This window comes from Microseira sp. BLCC-F43, from assembly GCF_041929235.1.
Taxonomy (GTDB): Bacteria; Cyanobacteriota; Cyanobacteriia; order Cyanobacteriales; family Aerosakkonemataceae; genus Microseira.
In genome coordinates this window covers 1-15120 of sequence record NZ_JBHFNP010000168.1, presented here as the reverse complement: position 1 = coordinate 15120, position 15120 = coordinate 1, and the positions used below count along the sequence as shown (strand labels likewise).

General features: G+C 44.9%; 19 protein-coding genes. 5 read left to right on the top strand and 14 right to left on the bottom strand.

Going from position 1 to position 15120, the window contains the following annotated elements:
* Positions 1–254: 254 nt before the first annotated feature.
* From ACE1CM_RS23355 to ACE1CM_RS23340, 4 genes are all read right to left on the bottom strand, one after another.
* A complete protein-coding gene (locus ACE1CM_RS23355; RefSeq protein WP_374880843.1) occupies positions 255–2297 on the bottom strand; it encodes a CHASE2 domain-containing protein in 2043 nt (680 codons plus the stop codon).
* A gap of 116 nt (positions 2298–2413) precedes the next feature.
* Positions 2414–3523, bottom strand: coding sequence for a glycosyltransferase (locus ACE1CM_RS23350; RefSeq protein ID WP_374880841.1), 1110 nt, complete (start codon positions 3521–3523; stop codon positions 2414–2416).
* Between the two features lie 149 nt (positions 3524–3672).
* Positions 3673–4806, bottom strand: coding sequence for a glycosyltransferase (locus tag ACE1CM_RS23345; protein ID WP_374880839.1), 1134 nt, complete (start codon positions 4804–4806; stop codon positions 3673–3675).
* 274 nt (positions 4807–5080) lie between these two features.
* Positions 5081–5209 carry a hypothetical protein gene (locus ACE1CM_RS23340; protein WP_374880837.1) on the bottom strand — a complete coding sequence of 43 codons (129 nt, stop codon included), beginning with the start codon at positions 5207–5209 and terminating at the stop codon, positions 5081–5083.
* Positions 5210–5375: 166 nt separating this feature from the next.
* Here ACE1CM_RS23340 and ACE1CM_RS23335 point away from each other — a divergent pair, with 166 nt between their 5' ends.
* Positions 5376–6356, top strand: coding sequence for a hypothetical protein (locus ACE1CM_RS23335; RefSeq protein ID WP_374880835.1), 981 nt, complete (start codon positions 5376–5378; stop codon positions 6354–6356).
* A gap of 158 nt (positions 6357–6514) precedes the next feature.
* Here ACE1CM_RS23335 and ACE1CM_RS23330 read toward each other — a convergent pair whose 3' ends face one another.
* Both ACE1CM_RS23330 and ACE1CM_RS23325 read right to left on the bottom strand, forming a co-directional pair.
* Positions 6515–7741 (bottom strand): glycosyltransferase, encoded by a 1227-nt coding sequence (locus ACE1CM_RS23330; RefSeq protein WP_374880833.1) that lies wholly within the window; start codon positions 7739–7741, stop codon positions 6515–6517.
* A 442-nt stretch (positions 7742–8183) separates the two neighbouring features.
* Entirely contained in the window at positions 8184–8324 is a 141-nt protein-coding gene (locus tag ACE1CM_RS23325; protein WP_374880831.1) for a heavy-metal-associated domain-containing protein, read from the bottom strand.
* Between the two features lie 58 nt (positions 8325–8382).
* Here ACE1CM_RS23325 and ACE1CM_RS23320 point away from each other — a divergent pair, with 58 nt between their 5' ends.
* Both ACE1CM_RS23320 and ACE1CM_RS23315 read left to right on the top strand, forming a co-directional pair.
* Complete coding sequence (locus tag ACE1CM_RS23320) at positions 8383–8661, top strand: PepSY domain-containing protein (protein ID WP_374880829.1); 279 nt, start codon at positions 8383–8385, stop codon at positions 8659–8661.
* Positions 8662–8680: 19 nt separating this feature from the next.
* Complete coding sequence (locus ACE1CM_RS23315; protein ID WP_374880827.1) at positions 8681–8821, top strand: hypothetical protein; 141 nt, start codon at positions 8681–8683, stop codon at positions 8819–8821.
* Positions 8822–8909: 88 nt separating this feature from the next.
* Here the strand turns inward: ACE1CM_RS23315 and ACE1CM_RS23310 are convergent, their stop codons facing one another.
* The 5 genes from ACE1CM_RS23310 to ACE1CM_RS23290 all read right to left on the bottom strand — a co-directional run bounded on the left by ACE1CM_RS23310 (position 8910) and on the right by ACE1CM_RS23290 (position 10923).
* On the bottom strand, positions 8910–9089 hold the full coding sequence (locus tag ACE1CM_RS23310) for a hypothetical protein (RefSeq protein ID WP_374880825.1): 180 nt from the start codon (positions 9087–9089) through the stop codon (positions 8910–8912).
* 98 nt (positions 9090–9187) lie between these two features.
* Positions 9188–9421, bottom strand: coding sequence for a hypothetical protein (locus tag ACE1CM_RS23305; RefSeq protein ID WP_374880823.1), 234 nt, complete (start codon positions 9419–9421; stop codon positions 9188–9190).
* A gap of 144 nt (positions 9422–9565) precedes the next feature.
* The gene (locus ACE1CM_RS23300) at positions 9566–9892 is read right to left on the bottom strand and encodes a hypothetical protein (RefSeq protein ID WP_374880821.1); all 327 of its coding nucleotides are present in this window, start codon (positions 9890–9892) and stop codon (positions 9566–9568) included.
* Between the two features lie 153 nt (positions 9893–10045).
* Positions 10046–10279 (bottom strand): hypothetical protein, encoded by a 234-nt coding sequence (locus tag ACE1CM_RS23295; RefSeq protein WP_374880819.1) that lies wholly within the window; start codon positions 10277–10279, stop codon positions 10046–10048.
* Positions 10280–10281: 2 nt separating this feature from the next.
* Positions 10282–10923: a P-loop NTPase gene (locus ACE1CM_RS23290; RefSeq protein WP_374880817.1), complete on the bottom strand. Its 642-nt coding sequence runs from the start codon at positions 10921–10923 to the stop codon at positions 10282–10284.
* Between the two features lie 395 nt (positions 10924–11318).
* Here ACE1CM_RS23290 and ACE1CM_RS23285 point away from each other — a divergent pair, with 395 nt between their 5' ends.
* Positions 11319–11717: a hypothetical protein gene (locus ACE1CM_RS23285; RefSeq protein ID WP_374880816.1), complete on the top strand. Its 399-nt coding sequence runs from the start codon at positions 11319–11321 to the stop codon at positions 11715–11717.
* 139 nt (positions 11718–11856) lie between these two features.
* On the opposite strand, the gene ACE1CM_RS23280 is transcribed toward ACE1CM_RS23285, so the two are convergent.
* Positions 11857–12141 (bottom strand): hypothetical protein, encoded by a 285-nt coding sequence (locus ACE1CM_RS23280; RefSeq protein WP_374880814.1) that lies wholly within the window; start codon positions 12139–12141, stop codon positions 11857–11859.
* Between the two features lie 747 nt (positions 12142–12888).
* Here ACE1CM_RS23280 and ACE1CM_RS23275 point away from each other — a divergent pair.
* Positions 12889–13407: a hypothetical protein gene (locus ACE1CM_RS23275; RefSeq protein WP_374880812.1), complete on the top strand. Its 519-nt coding sequence runs from the start codon at positions 12889–12891 to the stop codon at positions 13405–13407.
* 229 nt (positions 13408–13636) lie between these two features.
* Here ACE1CM_RS23275 and ACE1CM_RS23270 read toward each other — a convergent pair whose 3' ends face one another.
* Together ACE1CM_RS23270 and ACE1CM_RS23265 are read right to left on the bottom strand one after the other, a co-directional pair.
* Complete coding sequence (locus ACE1CM_RS23270) at positions 13637–14761, bottom strand: RNA-guided endonuclease InsQ/TnpB family protein (RefSeq protein ID WP_374880810.1); 1125 nt, start codon at positions 14759–14761, stop codon at positions 13637–13639.
* A 15-nt stretch (positions 14762–14776) separates the two neighbouring features.
* On the bottom strand, positions 14777–14968 hold the full coding sequence (locus tag ACE1CM_RS23265) for a hypothetical protein (protein WP_374880975.1): 192 nt from the start codon (positions 14966–14968) through the stop codon (positions 14777–14779).
* Positions 14969–15120 lie beyond the last annotated feature (152 nt).

Here is a 15120-nt window from a genome sequence, read left to right as displayed (position 1 = left end):
CAACCAGATATCAAGGTCGAAACCGGGTTTCTGGCCTCGAGCTGCGTCAGTCCAGTTGTACAAACTACATTAGCAAAAATTTGTCTATTTTGATCCACTCAGTTTTTATAAAATTTTTCAAGCACTGCTGCGACATCGGGGGGAATCGTAGTGAAATGAATGGTAAAACAATCTTTGTTAACCGCCGATTGTTCTAATACTTTAGCATAAATATCGCTACTGGCTTCATTTAATAAATTTAGCTTGAGATTGGTCTAGGGTGGCTCTAAACGTTCTGAACGAATTTCAGCAGAATTAGCTGAGAGTTTGACTAAACTTCCCTTGAATGTTGCTCGCTCAACCTGCTTGCCATCTATAACCGTATATTGAACGGTAATTTCTTGTTTTAGTAAAATTAAATTTTCTTCTTGACGGGTCAAAAATATATTGCGCTCGCCGCCAATTCCTGCCACATCATAAAGGGGGATAGGTTCGTGAAATCCTTTGGGTTGAACCTGGATTTGTTTATCGATTTTCAGAATATATCCAACGTCTTTAAGGGTTGATTCGGAAATCAAAATTTGACCGCCTACGGTATAAGACTCGATTCTGGCTGCTAAATTAACGTGACTTCCTATTACACTATACTTAGCATGTTTTTGCGATCCAATATTTCCGACTACTGCTTCACCCGTGTTCAAACCAATTCCCATTGCTAATTTGGGCAAACATAAAGAGGTATTTTTTTCGTTAACAGAATCCATTGCTAATTGCATTGCGACAGCGCAAGCGACTGCCCTTTCAGCATCGTCTTCTCGCTGAGTTGGCGCGCCAAAAATCACTAAAATTCCATCGCCGATAAACGCATCAATTGTGCCTTGGTAACTGGTAATAATATCTACCATTACCCCCAAATAAATGTTTAACATCGAAACGACTGTTTCCGGTGACAAGCGTTCCGATATGGCTGAAAATCCCCGTAAATCTGACATTAAAATAGTGACTTTTTTTCTTTCTCCTCCCAACTTGAATCCTGCGGGGGAATCAAGTAGATTGGCGACGACTTCATCGGTGAGATATCGCCCGAAAGTTTTGCGAATTTCTCCCGCAGTGCGTGGGATGTAAGCAGTGATAGCAATACCAGAACAGAAGAAAGCGATCGCAGGTGGTACAACGGGTATCCAAACTCCTTGCAATAGATCCAGATAACCAATACCAAAAAGACTGCCGCCAGCTAAAATATAACTGGCGACAATGGGGGCTGAAAATTTAGCCACGCCACCCAGGTATCGCGCTTGCCAACTTAATATTGCACCCAACAAAGACCAACCAAAAATACACCAATACTCCAACGAATCTGGCAAACTTTTAATTAAAGGACGCCCATCTAACGCTGCACTGATAATTTGACTGGTTATATTGGCATGAATTTCAACACCGGAAGTGCGCGTGGGGATACTATATGGGGTAGAGAAGAAATCCTTTTGGCTTTGGGCGATCGCGCCAATTAAAACAATGCGATCGCGCAGCAAATCCGGCGGGTTCCGGTTCTCCAATACATCCATTATCGATACTGTCTTAAAGCTTTTTTGCGGCCCGCGATAATTGATTAAAATCTGATAGCCACCATCATCGGCATTGACATAGCCGCCATCGTTTTTTTCAAAGTTAGCAAATACCGCTTCACCCAATTGCAAATAATTCGGATTAACTTTCGCAGCTTTTGGTTCAATTACTCTATTTTTCAGGTAAATTAAAGCCAGTCTCAATCCCAAACTTTCTATCGTATTGCCATCTTTTGGCGTCAAATATAAAAAACCTCGACGCAGCTTGAGGTCTGCATCCAATAAAACATCATTGGCACTGACTTGACCGCGCTGCAAGAGTTGGGGGGGTGGGTTAACCGCAGGGCCATTGGCATCTCCCAAGACTTTTTTAATCCCAATTAAATTGGGTGTCGTTTCATACACCCTAACTAGCTGCTGATGTCCGGGTTCCTCTGGCAAATCTCGGTATAAATCTAAGGCGATAGCGATTGCCTGCTGCTGTTTAATTTTTTGGAGTAATTGAGCTAATAATAGATCGGGAACTATACCCCGCCCAACTTTTTGCAAATCTGATTCTGTAATTCCAACGATAACGATGCGATCGTCAGGAGGTTCTTTTGGACGCAGGCGCAGAAATTGATCGTAACTCGCCCATTCCAAGGGTTGCAAAAAGCCTGCCAAGCGCAAGGCTATAACCAACGCCGCCACACTGGGGGCAGCAATTAATACCCCCCGCCATTCCCAAATTTGCCGTTTCAGCTTCGCCCACATACAACCGTAGCTTGAGGCACAATTCTATTAAAGCTTACGGATGCCCGGTTTTGCAGCAGAAAGGAGAACGATTGATGGCGGTGATGGGGAAGCGATCGCCTGAAGCGTTTGGGTTATCAAAAGACTTTTGAAATCCCCATAACATCAAGATATTGTTTAGTAACAGATGCCAAAGTAAACTGCTCTAACCAACCAGGAGCGACAGACTTAGAATTCCCAGACAATACCCTCAAAATTGCCTGCGCCATTGCTTCGCTATCTCCAACCGATACCAACTCACCGTACTTCCCATTGTCGAGAATTTCTGCTGGACCATGGGGACAGTTCGTCGAAACTACTGGCGTACCCAATGCTAAAGATTCAACAATAACGTTACCAAAACCTTCCCAAGCAGAGGATAAAACAAAAACACGCGCTCGCGCCATGTAAGCATAGGGATTATCTACAAAACCGAGAAAACCAACATCATCCTTTAACCCTAACTCGCGTACCAGATTATTGAGTTGCTGGCGATCCTTGCCATTTCCTAAAATAACTAACCGCGCCGGAAGCACTTTTCTGACAATCGCAAACGCTCGAATTAGACTAGGAAAATCTTTCTGTTCTTCCAATCTTCCTGCGCCGATAATAACGGGAGGTTGTCCGGTAGCAAACCAAGGATGGTCTATAGCTAGATGAGATTTCTCAAATAATTCGGGAGTAATAATGGGATTGTAAATCGTTCGGATGCGCTGTTCGGGAAGATGGGTGACTTTGGCTAAATCTTTGGCAACGCCGCGAGATACTGCCACAATACCATCAGCCCAAGAATAAAACAGCCGCGACAAAATAGGTGCCAAGCGATCGCTGCGGCGGTTTCGTGAATGAATGGAAAGTGTATTTTGTTCGCAGACAAAAACCCGCGTGGAGGTTCCAGAAAGACGCTTTGCCCACAGGGCAATTTCGTTGTTATAGTGCAAGGCAGAAAGGAGAACACTGGGTTTTTCCTGTCGCAAATAACCCGCCAGTTTCGGCAAACCTTCTAGCATCCGAGGGGCTTTTAAACCTACAATTCTAACTTGAGGCGGTACTTGTTTCATGAAAGGTCCATCAACGGTATTCATGACCAAATCTACTTTTAGCCCCTGGTCAACAAAGCCGTGCATTAAATTCACCATAGCTTTTTCAGCACCGCCACCATAAAGTAGACGCAGGTAAATGGCTATATCTGGTGTATTGTTAGACATGGTTATCATTCTTCGGCTTGACTATTGTTGTGGTAAAAGCAGAAAGGAGAAGTTTGATTGTAGGTTGGGTTTCGTATCCTCAACCCAACTTACGGGAGAGGCTTTGTTTCTAAGGGTTCCACGAGCAATCAGCCATTACCAATTACCCATTACCCAATACCCATTAGCTGAAGATACTGTTGGGTGCTAGTTGCTAACGCGAACTGTTCCAGCCACGATGAATCGACAGATTTAGAGTCACCTGACAATACCTTTAAAATCGCTTTTGCCATAGCTTCACTATCGCCGACGGCAACCAATTCGCCGTATTTGCCGTTCTCGAGAATTTCTGCCGGACCATTCGGACAATCTGTTGAAACAACAGGAGTTCCCACCGCCATTGCTTCTATAATTACAGTAGGCAAACCCTCGCGATAGGAAGACAAAACAAACGCAGCAGATCGCTCCAGGTAAGCATAGGGATTGCTTACAAAACCGGGTATTGTCACATCATTTTCTAAGCCCAACTCGCGGATTAAACCGTTGAGTTTAGACTGTTCTTTTCCCTCTCCCAAAATCACCAATCGAGCGGTTTTTACTCGTTTTACTAATGCAAATGCCCGAATCAGAGTGGGAAAATCTTTTTCCTGAGTTAATCTGCCCACACCGAGAATAACTGGAACTTCTCCAGGTTGAAACCAAGGATGTTCGACGGGTGCTTTTGCTTTTGACAGTACGCTTTCATCAATGACGGGGTTGTAGATAGTTTTAACTGCACCCGGTTTCAGTCGCAAATAAGTTTCTAACTCTTGCGCTAACCCTTTGGATACCGCTACAACTGCATCCGCACGGGGATAAAACCAGCGCCGCAAAATCGGCAATAATTCCTCGCGCACTCCATAATGTTTCTGGCGTTTATCGTAAGTTATTGAAAATGAGGTATGTTCGACTAAAATTAAATTCACGGGAGACAACGCCAGAGTTTTTGCCATCCCCGCCACCACATTAAAGACATTGAAGTGAGACACTAATGCCTGTGGCTTTTCGTTCCTTAAATAACGCGCTAAAGGCAAGGTGACTCGACTGGCGCTAGAGATTCTATCCTCAATTGGTGTTTGGAAATCGATAACTCGCACTCCCGATGGAATTTCGTTTAAATAAGCTCCTTTGCCTGATGCGACGACGACATCTAAGGCAATACCCAGTTGGTGAAGCTGCTTGATTAAGTTGATGGCAACTCGCTGCAATCCACTTGGTTGAAAGCTGGGGAGGAGAAACGTGATGAGTTTGGCTCTGTGCGACATATAGTTGTTGTTTACAAAAGGAATAATTAGTACGAGCTAATATTGTTTGGCGCTATCTCAGTAAGTATATTTGTTATTTTTTATACTATATTTTTTTTATACTGAGTAAACTTGTACAGTCATTAATAATTAAACCTTACCTAAATCTCAACGTCAAGTCAAAACAAATATTTTTATTTTGGGAAAAGTGGTGCTAAACTGGAAACCAGTTAGAAAGGATATGAAGATTGAAAATTGTTAAGAATATTCGTGTCTTTAGGCTGGATAGTGTCAATTATAAATCCACAATTCCCACTAGCGGTGGAGCCAGAGTGAAGAAGATGGCATCTGCTTTAATCGCAAATAAATCCACGGGTACGCCTTGCCGCGTCATACCGCAGGCGAGTTTTAACACCCGTTCCAATCCACCCCTACCCAGGTTGCCGAGAAATACACTTATCCAAAAACTCTTGTGGGGTGGGCATCCTGCCTGCCCTTGAGGTTGTTTTCTGGAGAGATATAATAGAGGAACTCGCTCTGAGTATTTTTGTGCGATCGCCTGTCAATAATGTTCAAAAGGTTGTTTTATCATGCAGGATATCAAGCTAGAGAAAATTAAAAACAAATTAGCGTTATCGATCTACAAGCTATCACCAGAACTGCTGAATTGGCTCGAGAGAAAGCGATTTTTTAAAAGGTCTTTACCCGATCTAATTAAGAATCCTCAGTGGTCGATTGGCATTTATGTCGGTCAATCACCTTTGAAATTTATGGCTGCCAAAAATGTCAAAAATCCAGTGTTAGAATGTCACGATGTTTCAGATGTCACCGCCGAGTTAGTTGCCGATCCTTTCATGGTAAAAGTCGAGCAAACCTGGTATATGTTTTTTGAAATTTACAATCAGCAAACTCGCAAAGGGGAAATTGGACTAGCCGTTAGCCAGGATGCGGTGAAATGGGACTATCAACAAATTGTGCTAGCTGAAAAATTTCACTTATCTTATCCATATGTTTTTGTTTGGATGAATGAATACTACATGATTCCCGAAACTGGTGAAGCCAAATCGATTCGACTATATAAAGCCTCTAAGTTTCCCACCCATTGGACTTTTGTAGACAATCTAGTAAGCGGTTCAGTGTTTTTAGATCCTTCAATTTTTCGTTACGATAATCGATGGTGGTTATTTGTAGAAACTAATCCCCACGCCAAATACGATACACTTCGCCTATATTATGCTGATGAACTCACAGGTCCCTGGATCGAACATCCAAAGAGTCCCATTATCAACGGGAATCCACATATTGCCAGACCCGCTGGCAGAGTCGTGGTGATGCATGACAGAATTATTCGCTATACCCAGGATTGTTACCCCTTCTATGGGATGCAGGTGAGAGCATTTGAAATTACCGAACTTACTCCTACAAATTATCAAGAAAAAGAAGTCGAAGGAGCGTCAGTGCTAACTCCCTCGCCAACTGGTTTTGGTTGGAACGGCGGTGGTATGCACCACATCGATCCTCACCTGAATGAAGATGGTACGTGGATAGCTTGTGTAGATGGTTGGGTCTAAGCTAATTCTCGCTATTAACGCAAGTTGCTAGTTATAAACAAGCGCGTTGCAAGCTTGCTAATTGCTAATTGCTAATATAGGATTTTTACCAATCTCGCCATTAGCCTCGTTTCCACGGATCTGCCTGGGAACGCCATTAGCCGCGCACAGAGAGATAACTAGCAACTTGAGTTATTAGAGCGAGTACTTGCTCGTCGATCTACACCCAAAACATCCAAATAATTTTGGATAGAAGTTTCTAAGGTAAACTGGTTCAACCAAGCTGAATCAACAAACTTAGAATTCCCAGACAACACTTTCAAAATCGCCTGTGCCATTGCATCAGCATCCCCAACCGGCACTAATTCCCCGTATTTCCCATTATCCAAAATCTCTGCAGGTCCACTTTTACAGTTAGTCGAAACTACCTGCAATCCCAACGCCAACGCTTCAATTAAAACTGTAGGCAAACCCTCCCAAGCTGAAGATAAAACAAACAGAGATGCTCGCTTCATATAAGGAAAGGGATTCTTCACAAATCCCACCCATTCTATATCTTTTTCAACTCCCAGCTCTCGCGATAGTGCTTCTAGTTTTTGTTGCTCTCTTCCACTTCCCAACATCATTAATCGAACGGGTTTTACCTGGCGTACTTTGGCAAACGCTCGAATTAAAGTTGGGAAATCTTTCTGCGCTACAAATCTTCCCATTCCCAATATCACCGGCGGTTCCCCTTCAGCAAACCAAGGGTGATTTAAAGGTGCTTCTGCTTGTTCTTTTAACCCAGGAGTAATCACCGGGTTGTAAATCGTTCGCATTCCTTTTAAAGGTAAGCCAGAGATACTCGACAAATCCTCAGCCACGCCGCGAGAAACGGTGACAATCTCATCCGCCCAAGGATAAAATAACCGTGCCGCTAGAGGCGCTACACGGGAAGAAACCTGTTCTACCCGTAAAGCTTCCACGGAAAGAGTGGTATGTTCCGATACCACAACGCGAGTCGGAACCCTAGCGATATGTTTGGCTAAAATTGCTATTTCATTTGGGTAATGACCTGCTGAAAGCAGTGCTGTGAGGCGTTCGTTTTTCAGGTAGCGGATTAACTTGGGAAGACTGGTTGTGCATTGGAGACTGGTGGGGAATTTGAACGAACGATTCTTGTCAATTTCCTTGGTCTGTAAATCCACTATTCGCACAGAGGGCGGTACTTGGGGCAAAAAGATTCCTTCTGCTTTAATTAACACTAAATCTACTTGTACGCCTTGTTGCGCCATGCCGCAAGCTACATTTAACATAATCCTTTCGACACCACCACCGTTAAGGTTACGGAGAAAAAGGGCAACCTGCGGTTGGGATTGAGGTGTCGCGAAAAATGTTGGGTGCGATTGCCGTTGAGTAATGTTCAATGTTAATTACCTTCTATAAATCTGGGTTAATAGTCTTTTTCGGCGAGGCTTCATCGAGAGTTTATTCTGCTTGAATGCAACTGTGAAACTCTCAAATCCCTGAAGCTGCGGACTCGCTGGCTCTGATGAATAGCACCCTCGCTCAACAGATAGCATACACTTTTATGGATTGCATGAGTAGTTTTACTGTATCGATCGTTACTTACGTCTTTTGAATACGGAAACTGTAATAAAGGCAGATGCAGAAAAATGAGAAAGCAATAAGCCGGAAACAATTTATGAAGTTTTTATTTGCTGCGGAAGTACCCTAGTTTATAAAGCTTTTGTCAAGCTCAAATAGCCAAAACATAATATCACGTTCGCTGCTGTCTCATGAAGACCCCTGATATGGGGGTGAGTAGGCGGTTGCCGATCCCCCCAACCCCCCTTAAAAAGGGGGGCTTTAGGTAAAAATTATCACAAATTCCCTGCCAAAATTGACATTGCAGTCTGCAACGCCGGGAACAGTTTGGATGGCTTTCTCGATATTGGTAGCGCCAGCAGCGCACCCCATGCCTTGCAATTGCAATTGAAATGTTTTCATGGTAAATTTCGCTCCATAATTTGCCAATGGGTGATGGGTCAAAGGTGAGGCTTTTGTTATGGCGATCGCTCGACTTCCCTGGCGTCAACTGCATCGCATCCTAGCACCCGTGATGCTAGTGCCAATTTTGCTGACTTTAACCACGGGTTCCCTCTATCAAATGGCACTATTGGCAGGGATGGGAGCGGAATTTTTGTGGTTAAAGAAGTTACACGTGGGTGACTTTGGCATCCTCAATCTGACGGCGATTTATCCGTTCCTCAATGCTCTAGGCTTGTTAGTAATGGCAATTACGGGGATTTGGCTGTGGTTTGGGATCAAACGCCAACGTTCTTAGGTGACGGGATAACCAGCAGATGCAATCGCTTTCCGAATCGGAGCGCTCACCTCCCCCCAACCGCGATCGCCCCTTTCCCCCATCCAAAGCCACAAAACCCGTTAACAGGTTTCCTCGCCAAGAGCGATCGTCTGGGAAAAACTTGGTAACGGGTTTATGATTCTGGGGAAAATGGCGCGATCTCTCACCGCCCAAAAAAAACTCGCCCAGCAGCGTGCGCGGTAAGCCAAGTCGAAAATGGCAAACGGCTACTCCAGGTGCTTGTCAATTAAAGCAATGAGTTTAGCTATGCTTTGCTGTTCTTCTAAAAGCAGTTCTTTGATCTGGCGCATCTGTTCCCGGTTTGGCGGACGGTGTACCAAATCATCAACGAAGTCCGCTATAGGAGATTTTCGTCTAGGGCGACCCAAAGCGAATTCAGCAGCCAATTTCTTTTGGCGATCTAAAGCCAGTTTGGATCTCTCGATTCGCGCCCGGGTTCGGGCTGTTAAAATTTTGAGCTAATTTCCCATTTGAGCCAATCTCCTTACCATCGGGATCTGAACCAGTCATCCGAATCTCCCCAGTCAGTTTTCTCCTCCAACTCTGTCACTCGCTCAGTAAGTTCAGCTACCTGCTGATCGGTGATATCCTGCCTTTCATGCGTCGCGTCTAAATCCTCATCTACCGAATCCGCCCAATCTTTGATATCTTGAATCTCTTGCTCAAGAGATCGCCCAGAGGGAGTATCGCCATTAGGTTCATTGCCACTATAAGTCATACCATTCCTCACTGATATGGAAGAAACTGGCGATTCGCTTACGCGATAGCTTCGCTTCACGCGAAGCGGAAGGGAGGCATATCGCTGCGATAAATGAAGCGATCGCCAGCGTTGCTACAAAGTTGTTACCGAGTTGTACTGCAATCAGTTAGTGCGATTGAGCGGGATTCGCTTAGTGACAATGCTCATGTACTCGCCATTGCGAGAAGGCATGAGGAAGCTCCACTCAGTGACCTGGGCGAAGTTGAGCGCGTACAACCAGCGAATTGTGTAGGTGATGCCATATGGTGAGCCATAAATCACCACCCTCACAACTTCGTAGCCATCAGAGCGAGCTGGCAGGCTGTCCACACCAGGAATGACCGACGGTAAAGTGTCGCCACCCCCAGGCACAAAACCCTGAGTTTGCGAGCAAACCAATTGCGGTAGGAAACTTAGCGTTGTTTCCCACCGGGTACAGAAATTTGGCATGATGATTCAAGCCTCCTACTTGTGTTAGGGGGTTAAGTCGCGTGGGGGATGAGTAAGATCCTCTACGCGGCGCGATTAGTTGTAGGTTGCATAATAGCATCATATTTGTAAAAAATAAAGAATTCGTGCTGTAGCGAAAGGACGAAAGCAAGATTAGCCGTGATGCTCCGTCCAGAATTTGAACATCCGCTGCAACAGCTCGGTTTGCGTGCAGCCGTAAGTCGCCGCCGCGATTTTGAAATCCTTTTTAAACTCGGCAGACACCTTGAAATTCAGATTGGCGATGTCGCCAGGGTCAGGCTTGTCTAGGTTTTCCTTCGTTTCCTCGATGCTGGGCGGTTCGCCTTTTCTGGACTTGCGGGGTGGTGGCGGTGGCTTTGTTGCCATATTTATACTTCCTGTTTGCTCAACTTGTTGATGATGTCCTGCGCTACTTCTTCCGCTCGTTGCTTCAAGGTAGGGAAGGTGACCTCGGAAACGGCGCGACCGATATCGCTGGCCTGCCGATAGGCTGTCTTTTCCGGGATTGAGCCTGCTACCGTGCTATAGCCTGCCTTATGAATGTACGAACGAGCTTCCTGTATTTCGTTCTCCCTGTCTCCGACCCGGCAAAGAGCGAAAGCGATCTTGTCCTCTGGAATCGCGGCTTTGACTAGCTCGTGCGCCAGCAAGATGGACGGCTTCAAGTCATCAAGGGATAAACCCGTGGGCAGGATCAGCAGATGGCAGGCGCGGGCAATTTCCAGTGTTCCTTGCATCGAATGCGGTGCGCCGTCGAGAACCATCAGATCGTAGACATCCGCATGTTTGAGCGCCTGGGCCACGGTGCGAAACGGTTCGACAGCAATTTCAGGCTGAAGGCTATTTTGTTCCCGCCGCTGCTTCCAGTCGGTGGTTGTGGCCTGCGAAATATCCAAGTCGGCAATCTTCACATCCCAGCCAGCCGCCGCGTATTCGCGAGCAATCAGACGGGAGATGGTACTTTTCCCCACCCCGCCTTTCTGGGAAACAACGCCCACTAATAGGGTCATCGATATTCGTTATTTCGTACTATAACTGTTTCTTTATATCGTTTTTTCGCCCTCAAACCAAGGGGAGGTCTAAGATCGTCAAATGCATTCGGCAATCAGACGGGAGATGATATCGGGGAACAGCCGAGATATGTGCAAAATAGGACACGACGTAAAGAAATGTAAATATCCTTAGACAAGAACGGGATTCTATGAATCAAAACACCAGCGTCATCCCCTCATCCAGCGCCTGCGGCACCACATCCAAATCAATCAAGTAATCCCCAAATGCCTTTTTGGGAAACAACGCCCACTAATACAGTTATCGTTCTTTCGTTATTTCGTTATTTAGTTTTTTCGTTTGGTGGTGATTTCTTTATCTCGCTTTCCCCCAATACCCAAGGAACCTGCCCCACATGAACAATTTGAAAGACGCAGCGATATACCTCCGGTACGCTGACGCGATCGCAGAGTATCGCCGCTTGTGCGACCTCATTGGCGGTCGCCCCCCTTTTGGAGATTGTGAGCTAGTGGCGCTATTAATTTATCGTGCTGTCAGTGGCGGCACAAAAAAAATTGTACGCGGGTGGATCGAGTTTGAAGATGATGAGCGCACCGAACATTTTTGGGTCGAAGTCGATGGGGAAATTTTAGATCCGCTGGCTAACGATTTCACCAGGCCGGTAATCTCTTGGCTCCCAATTGAGTCTTATTCTCCCCAACAGATAGTCAGGGATCTTGAGGCATTCCTGGCAGATTTTCCTTATCCCTGGTCAGGGACGCCTTTTCCCTTGCGATGGAAGGTTCGCCTGTAGCTAGTAAACGCGATCGCATACCGTGTGAAGGCCAACCAAAGCCAGTACTCAATTTAGAACACAGACACCAAAGCAAATCCCCTCGGCGCGGTGCTGAAGGGATTTGCTTTCTCTCTCGATGGGTTGCTAAAGACCGAGCTTACTTAGCTTCACCGGGAGGTTCTTCCTTGGTATCTAAAACTTTGGTGTTGGGGATGAACGCTGGTTTTTCATTCCGCAGCATGTCGATGAAATAAACAGCATACTCAAGCGACAAGCGAACATCACGGATCAACACAGTTAAGAAAAAAAGCACAACCAGGAAGGTGCCCCCGGTTGGCAACTGTTGCTGTACTTTTGGAACAATCGCCGAGTGCGGCAACTCGACAGGTTGCTCAGTGTAAGTAGCGCTGAGTGTTGTGGACAACTCCTTAGCGTCAAACATTTGGTTGAACTCCAATAACTCTATAGGTGAATACGAAACGAAGCGATGCACCCCATCAAGCCGCCAAGCTTGAATAACCCAATTTTAATAGCTATGAACTATAATTTATAAGCATAAAAAGGTCTGTTAAAGAAGCCACTCTTTAATAAAAAGAAATGACCTTAACAGACCTTTTACTAATACTAGGACAATGTTTAGGTGATTAAATAAGCTCTAGTTGAACAGGGTGTAGGGTGTGTTCGGGGTGATAACAACAAACCAAACATAGTTGTAGGTTCCGGGACTGACTTTTCACGGGATGTGGAAAAGAGAGAGTAGCATGGTATAAGATATGCTCATCTTGTCTAAACTCTCACTACTTAAGCTTGGCGGCTCGATAAGTATCGGAGTTCAACTACTGGAATGAAGCTTGAGACAACCACTCTCTCTATATTCTCATTTTATCTAACTATGAGCGAAGCAACCGCAAATAGGACACTTTAGTCTGAAAGCACTCCTTGGACATAGCCTGTATGGACAGATTTTTGGTTCAATCTAACTTATCAGGTTAAATCTATGATCGCTTATTTAACATTGTACAGGCAAGCTATTTTTAGCCGAGATAAGGCCACTTCAGTATCATATACGGTTCAGCGTCATTGAAGTTAAATGAACCCACGTTGAAAAAGAAGGAATGTTAGGATCGATCATAGATAAGCTTGGCGGCTTATTAATATCGATAGTTCTATACATTGGAGTGAATTCCCAATGAAAAAGCAGCGTAACCGCAATTCTATTGCATTATCCGATCTTGGAATTCAAGCTGTTAGAGAAGCCTTAGCTCTTAGGCAGTGGTCTTATGATGGCTGGGCTGACAAAGCGTTTACATGTACATCAACAGTTAAACGCCTTCTTTCCGGTACACCAGTCGATTCATCTAATTTATACTGTTTGTTACAACAGCTGGGGTTAACAGTAGAAGACGGTTATATTCGCAAGAAAACGGCTTCCGCTACCCCCACTTTGCCTCCAGGATCGCAATACTTATCATCCAGGGAATTACTGGGGGTTCTTATGATTGGCAAATTTACCCAAGACAAACTTCCTCGAATTGAACGCGCGCTCAAGCAGCTACAAGCTCTTTTAGTTGATGCTGAAATCACGTTCAACAACGAAAAAGGGATGGTTACTGTTCATGGTGAGTTTTCTGAAGAAAACAAAGAACTCATTGAAGCGACCATCATTCACCTAGAAAAACTATTCGATTACAGCAAGGTAACGTGGTAGTCTATCCGCTTTAGTTGTCGGCGCTGTTGTTTTTTCTGCAACTGTCTTCCGTTTTGAACCGAAACAAGCAGTCTTCCACTAAACTCTAAGCGGAAGTTACCCCGCGTCGCGGAGTAACTTCCGACTAACTGATGGAAACGCTCTCTCTTGAATAAACCAGTTACCAACTTTATGCTGATAGCAGTTATTTGTTGACATCCTCCCCGTGCTGAAGCGACGGGGATTCCATCTACTCCAGAAGCTCAAAAATTGATAGCTGCTGAAATTCTGGCGGGTTGACGCAACGCTTGTCGCTGCTACAAATAGTTGTAGTCTGACGCTGGCCTCCACGTCCGTTTAAAGTCTCCGAATGTCCTCCGGCGACCAAGATATTCACTGCGGCATTCACATCACGATCGTGCGATGTACCGCAATTCAAACAAACCCATTCTCGGATTGATAAGTCTAACTTTCCAATTCTAAAGCCACAACAAGAACACTTTTGAGAAGTAGGTTCCCAACGGTTAATTACCCGAAATTCCCTGCCAGAACTTTCCGATTTAGCTTCGAGAAATGTTCTAAATTTTCTCCATCCTAAATCAGAGATTGCTCTAGACAGTTTCCGATTTTTAACCAGACCCGACACATTAAGATCTTCCAAGACAATCGTTTGGTTTGAGCAAATTATCTGAGTTGATAGTTTGTGCAAAAAATCGGTTCGATTGTCGGCCAATTTAGCATGAAATTTTGCTAACCGTTTTCCAGAATACTCGTATCGTTTAGACCCTCTCGTTTTCCGAGATAATTTTTTAGATAGTTTCCGAAGCTTCCGAATCCTTCTTGTGAGGGGTTTGGGAGCTTCTATTTTTTGACCGTTGCTTAAGGTAGCAAAGGTTTTAATTCCTAAATCGATCCCAATCCCATTGTCAGATTGCGGCAGATTTTCGGGTTTAATTTCGACAACAAAACTAAGGAAGTATCGCTTTGCACTGTCTTTGATGACGGTAACAGAGCTAGGTGCCGACGGAAGCTCTCTTGACCAAACCACATCTAAATCGCCGATTTTGGCTAAATAGATTTGGCCTCCTTTCAGGGAGAATCCTGTGTTGGTAAATCGCGCCGATTGCTTGAAAAAGCGCTTTTTAAACCAGGGTGGCTTAATTCGCTGTCCCTTCCTTTTTCCTTTGCAGGAGTTGAAGAAGTTTTTGTACGCTTGTTCTAAATCGTTGAGCGATTGCTGTAAGGGAACGGCAGAAACTTCGGATAGCCATGCCCGTTCTTCTGTTTTCTTGGCTTGGGTGATAAATTGTTTTTGCAAGTCGGCGTTCTTGGGCTTCTTTCTACCTCCTTTATACTCGGAAACGCAGATTGCCAATGCATCGTTGTTGAACTAAGCCAGAGCGTCACCTCTCTGACTCGTCTTCAGAACCGGACGTGAGACTTTCACCTCATCTGGCTCCTCAGTTACTTGGTGCTTGTCACCCATACCAACCATATCCTGAGCAGTTTTTAAGTCGTGGCAGTGTCCCTGGAGTAATTGCTTATTGTCTTTGGAATTTTTACCCCCATTGCTTGTAGGGATAATCTGGTCTGTTTCTCATAAGTCTCCATCGAGAAAGTGCAATCCACAGTATGCACATTTGCCTTTTTGTTTCTTTAACATAAAGGCTTTTTCTGGTGGCATTTCTGGGTGCAATCCCATAGGACTACTCGAGTATGTTAAGTCTCCGTCAA

What these genes read in the sequence shown, in the direction of transcription:
- ACE1CM_RS23355 (WP_374880843.1), bottom strand. Translation starts at nt 2,297, where the DNA reads ATGTGGGCGAAGCTGAAACGGCAAATTTGGGAATGGCGGGGGGTATTA.
- ACE1CM_RS23350 (WP_374880841.1), bottom strand. Translation starts at nt 3,523, where the DNA reads ATGTCTAACAATACACCAGATATAGCCATTTACCTGCGTCTACTTTAT.
- ACE1CM_RS23345 (WP_374880839.1), bottom strand. Translation starts at nt 4,806, where the DNA reads ATGTCGCACAGAGCCAAACTCATCACGTTTCTCCTCCCCAGCTTTCAA.
- ACE1CM_RS23335 (WP_374880835.1), top strand. Translation starts at nt 5,376, where the DNA reads ATGCAGGATATCAAGCTAGAGAAAATTAAAAACAAATTAGCGTTATCG.
- ACE1CM_RS23325 (WP_374880831.1), bottom strand. Translation starts at nt 8,324, where the DNA reads ATGAAAACATTTCAATTGCAATTGCAAGGCATGGGGTGCGCTGCTGGC.
- ACE1CM_RS23320 (WP_374880829.1), top strand. Translation starts at nt 8,383, where the DNA reads ATGGCGATCGCTCGACTTCCCTGGCGTCAACTGCATCGCATCCTAGCA.
- ACE1CM_RS23315 (WP_374880827.1), top strand. Translation starts at nt 8,681, where the DNA reads ATGCAATCGCTTTCCGAATCGGAGCGCTCACCTCCCCCCAACCGCGAT.
- ACE1CM_RS23305 (WP_374880823.1), bottom strand. Translation starts at nt 9,421, where the DNA reads ATGACTTATAGTGGCAATGAACCTAATGGCGATACTCCCTCTGGGCGA.
- ACE1CM_RS23300 (WP_374880821.1), bottom strand. Translation starts at nt 9,892, where the DNA reads ATGCCAAATTTCTGTACCCGGTGGGAAACAACGCTAAGTTTCCTACCG.
- ACE1CM_RS23295 (WP_374880819.1), bottom strand. Translation starts at nt 10,279, where the DNA reads ATGGCAACAAAGCCACCGCCACCACCCCGCAAGTCCAGAAAAGGCGAA.
- ACE1CM_RS23290 (WP_374880817.1), bottom strand. Translation starts at nt 10,923, where the DNA reads ATGACCCTATTAGTGGGCGTTGTTTCCCAGAAAGGCGGGGTGGGGAAA.
- ACE1CM_RS23285 (WP_374880816.1), top strand. Translation starts at nt 11,319, where the DNA reads ATGAACAATTTGAAAGACGCAGCGATATACCTCCGGTACGCTGACGCG.
- ACE1CM_RS23280 (WP_374880814.1), bottom strand. Translation starts at nt 12,141, where the DNA reads ATGTTTGACGCTAAGGAGTTGTCCACAACACTCAGCGCTACTTACACT.
- ACE1CM_RS23275 (WP_374880812.1), top strand. Translation starts at nt 12,889, where the DNA reads ATGAAAAAGCAGCGTAACCGCAATTCTATTGCATTATCCGATCTTGGA.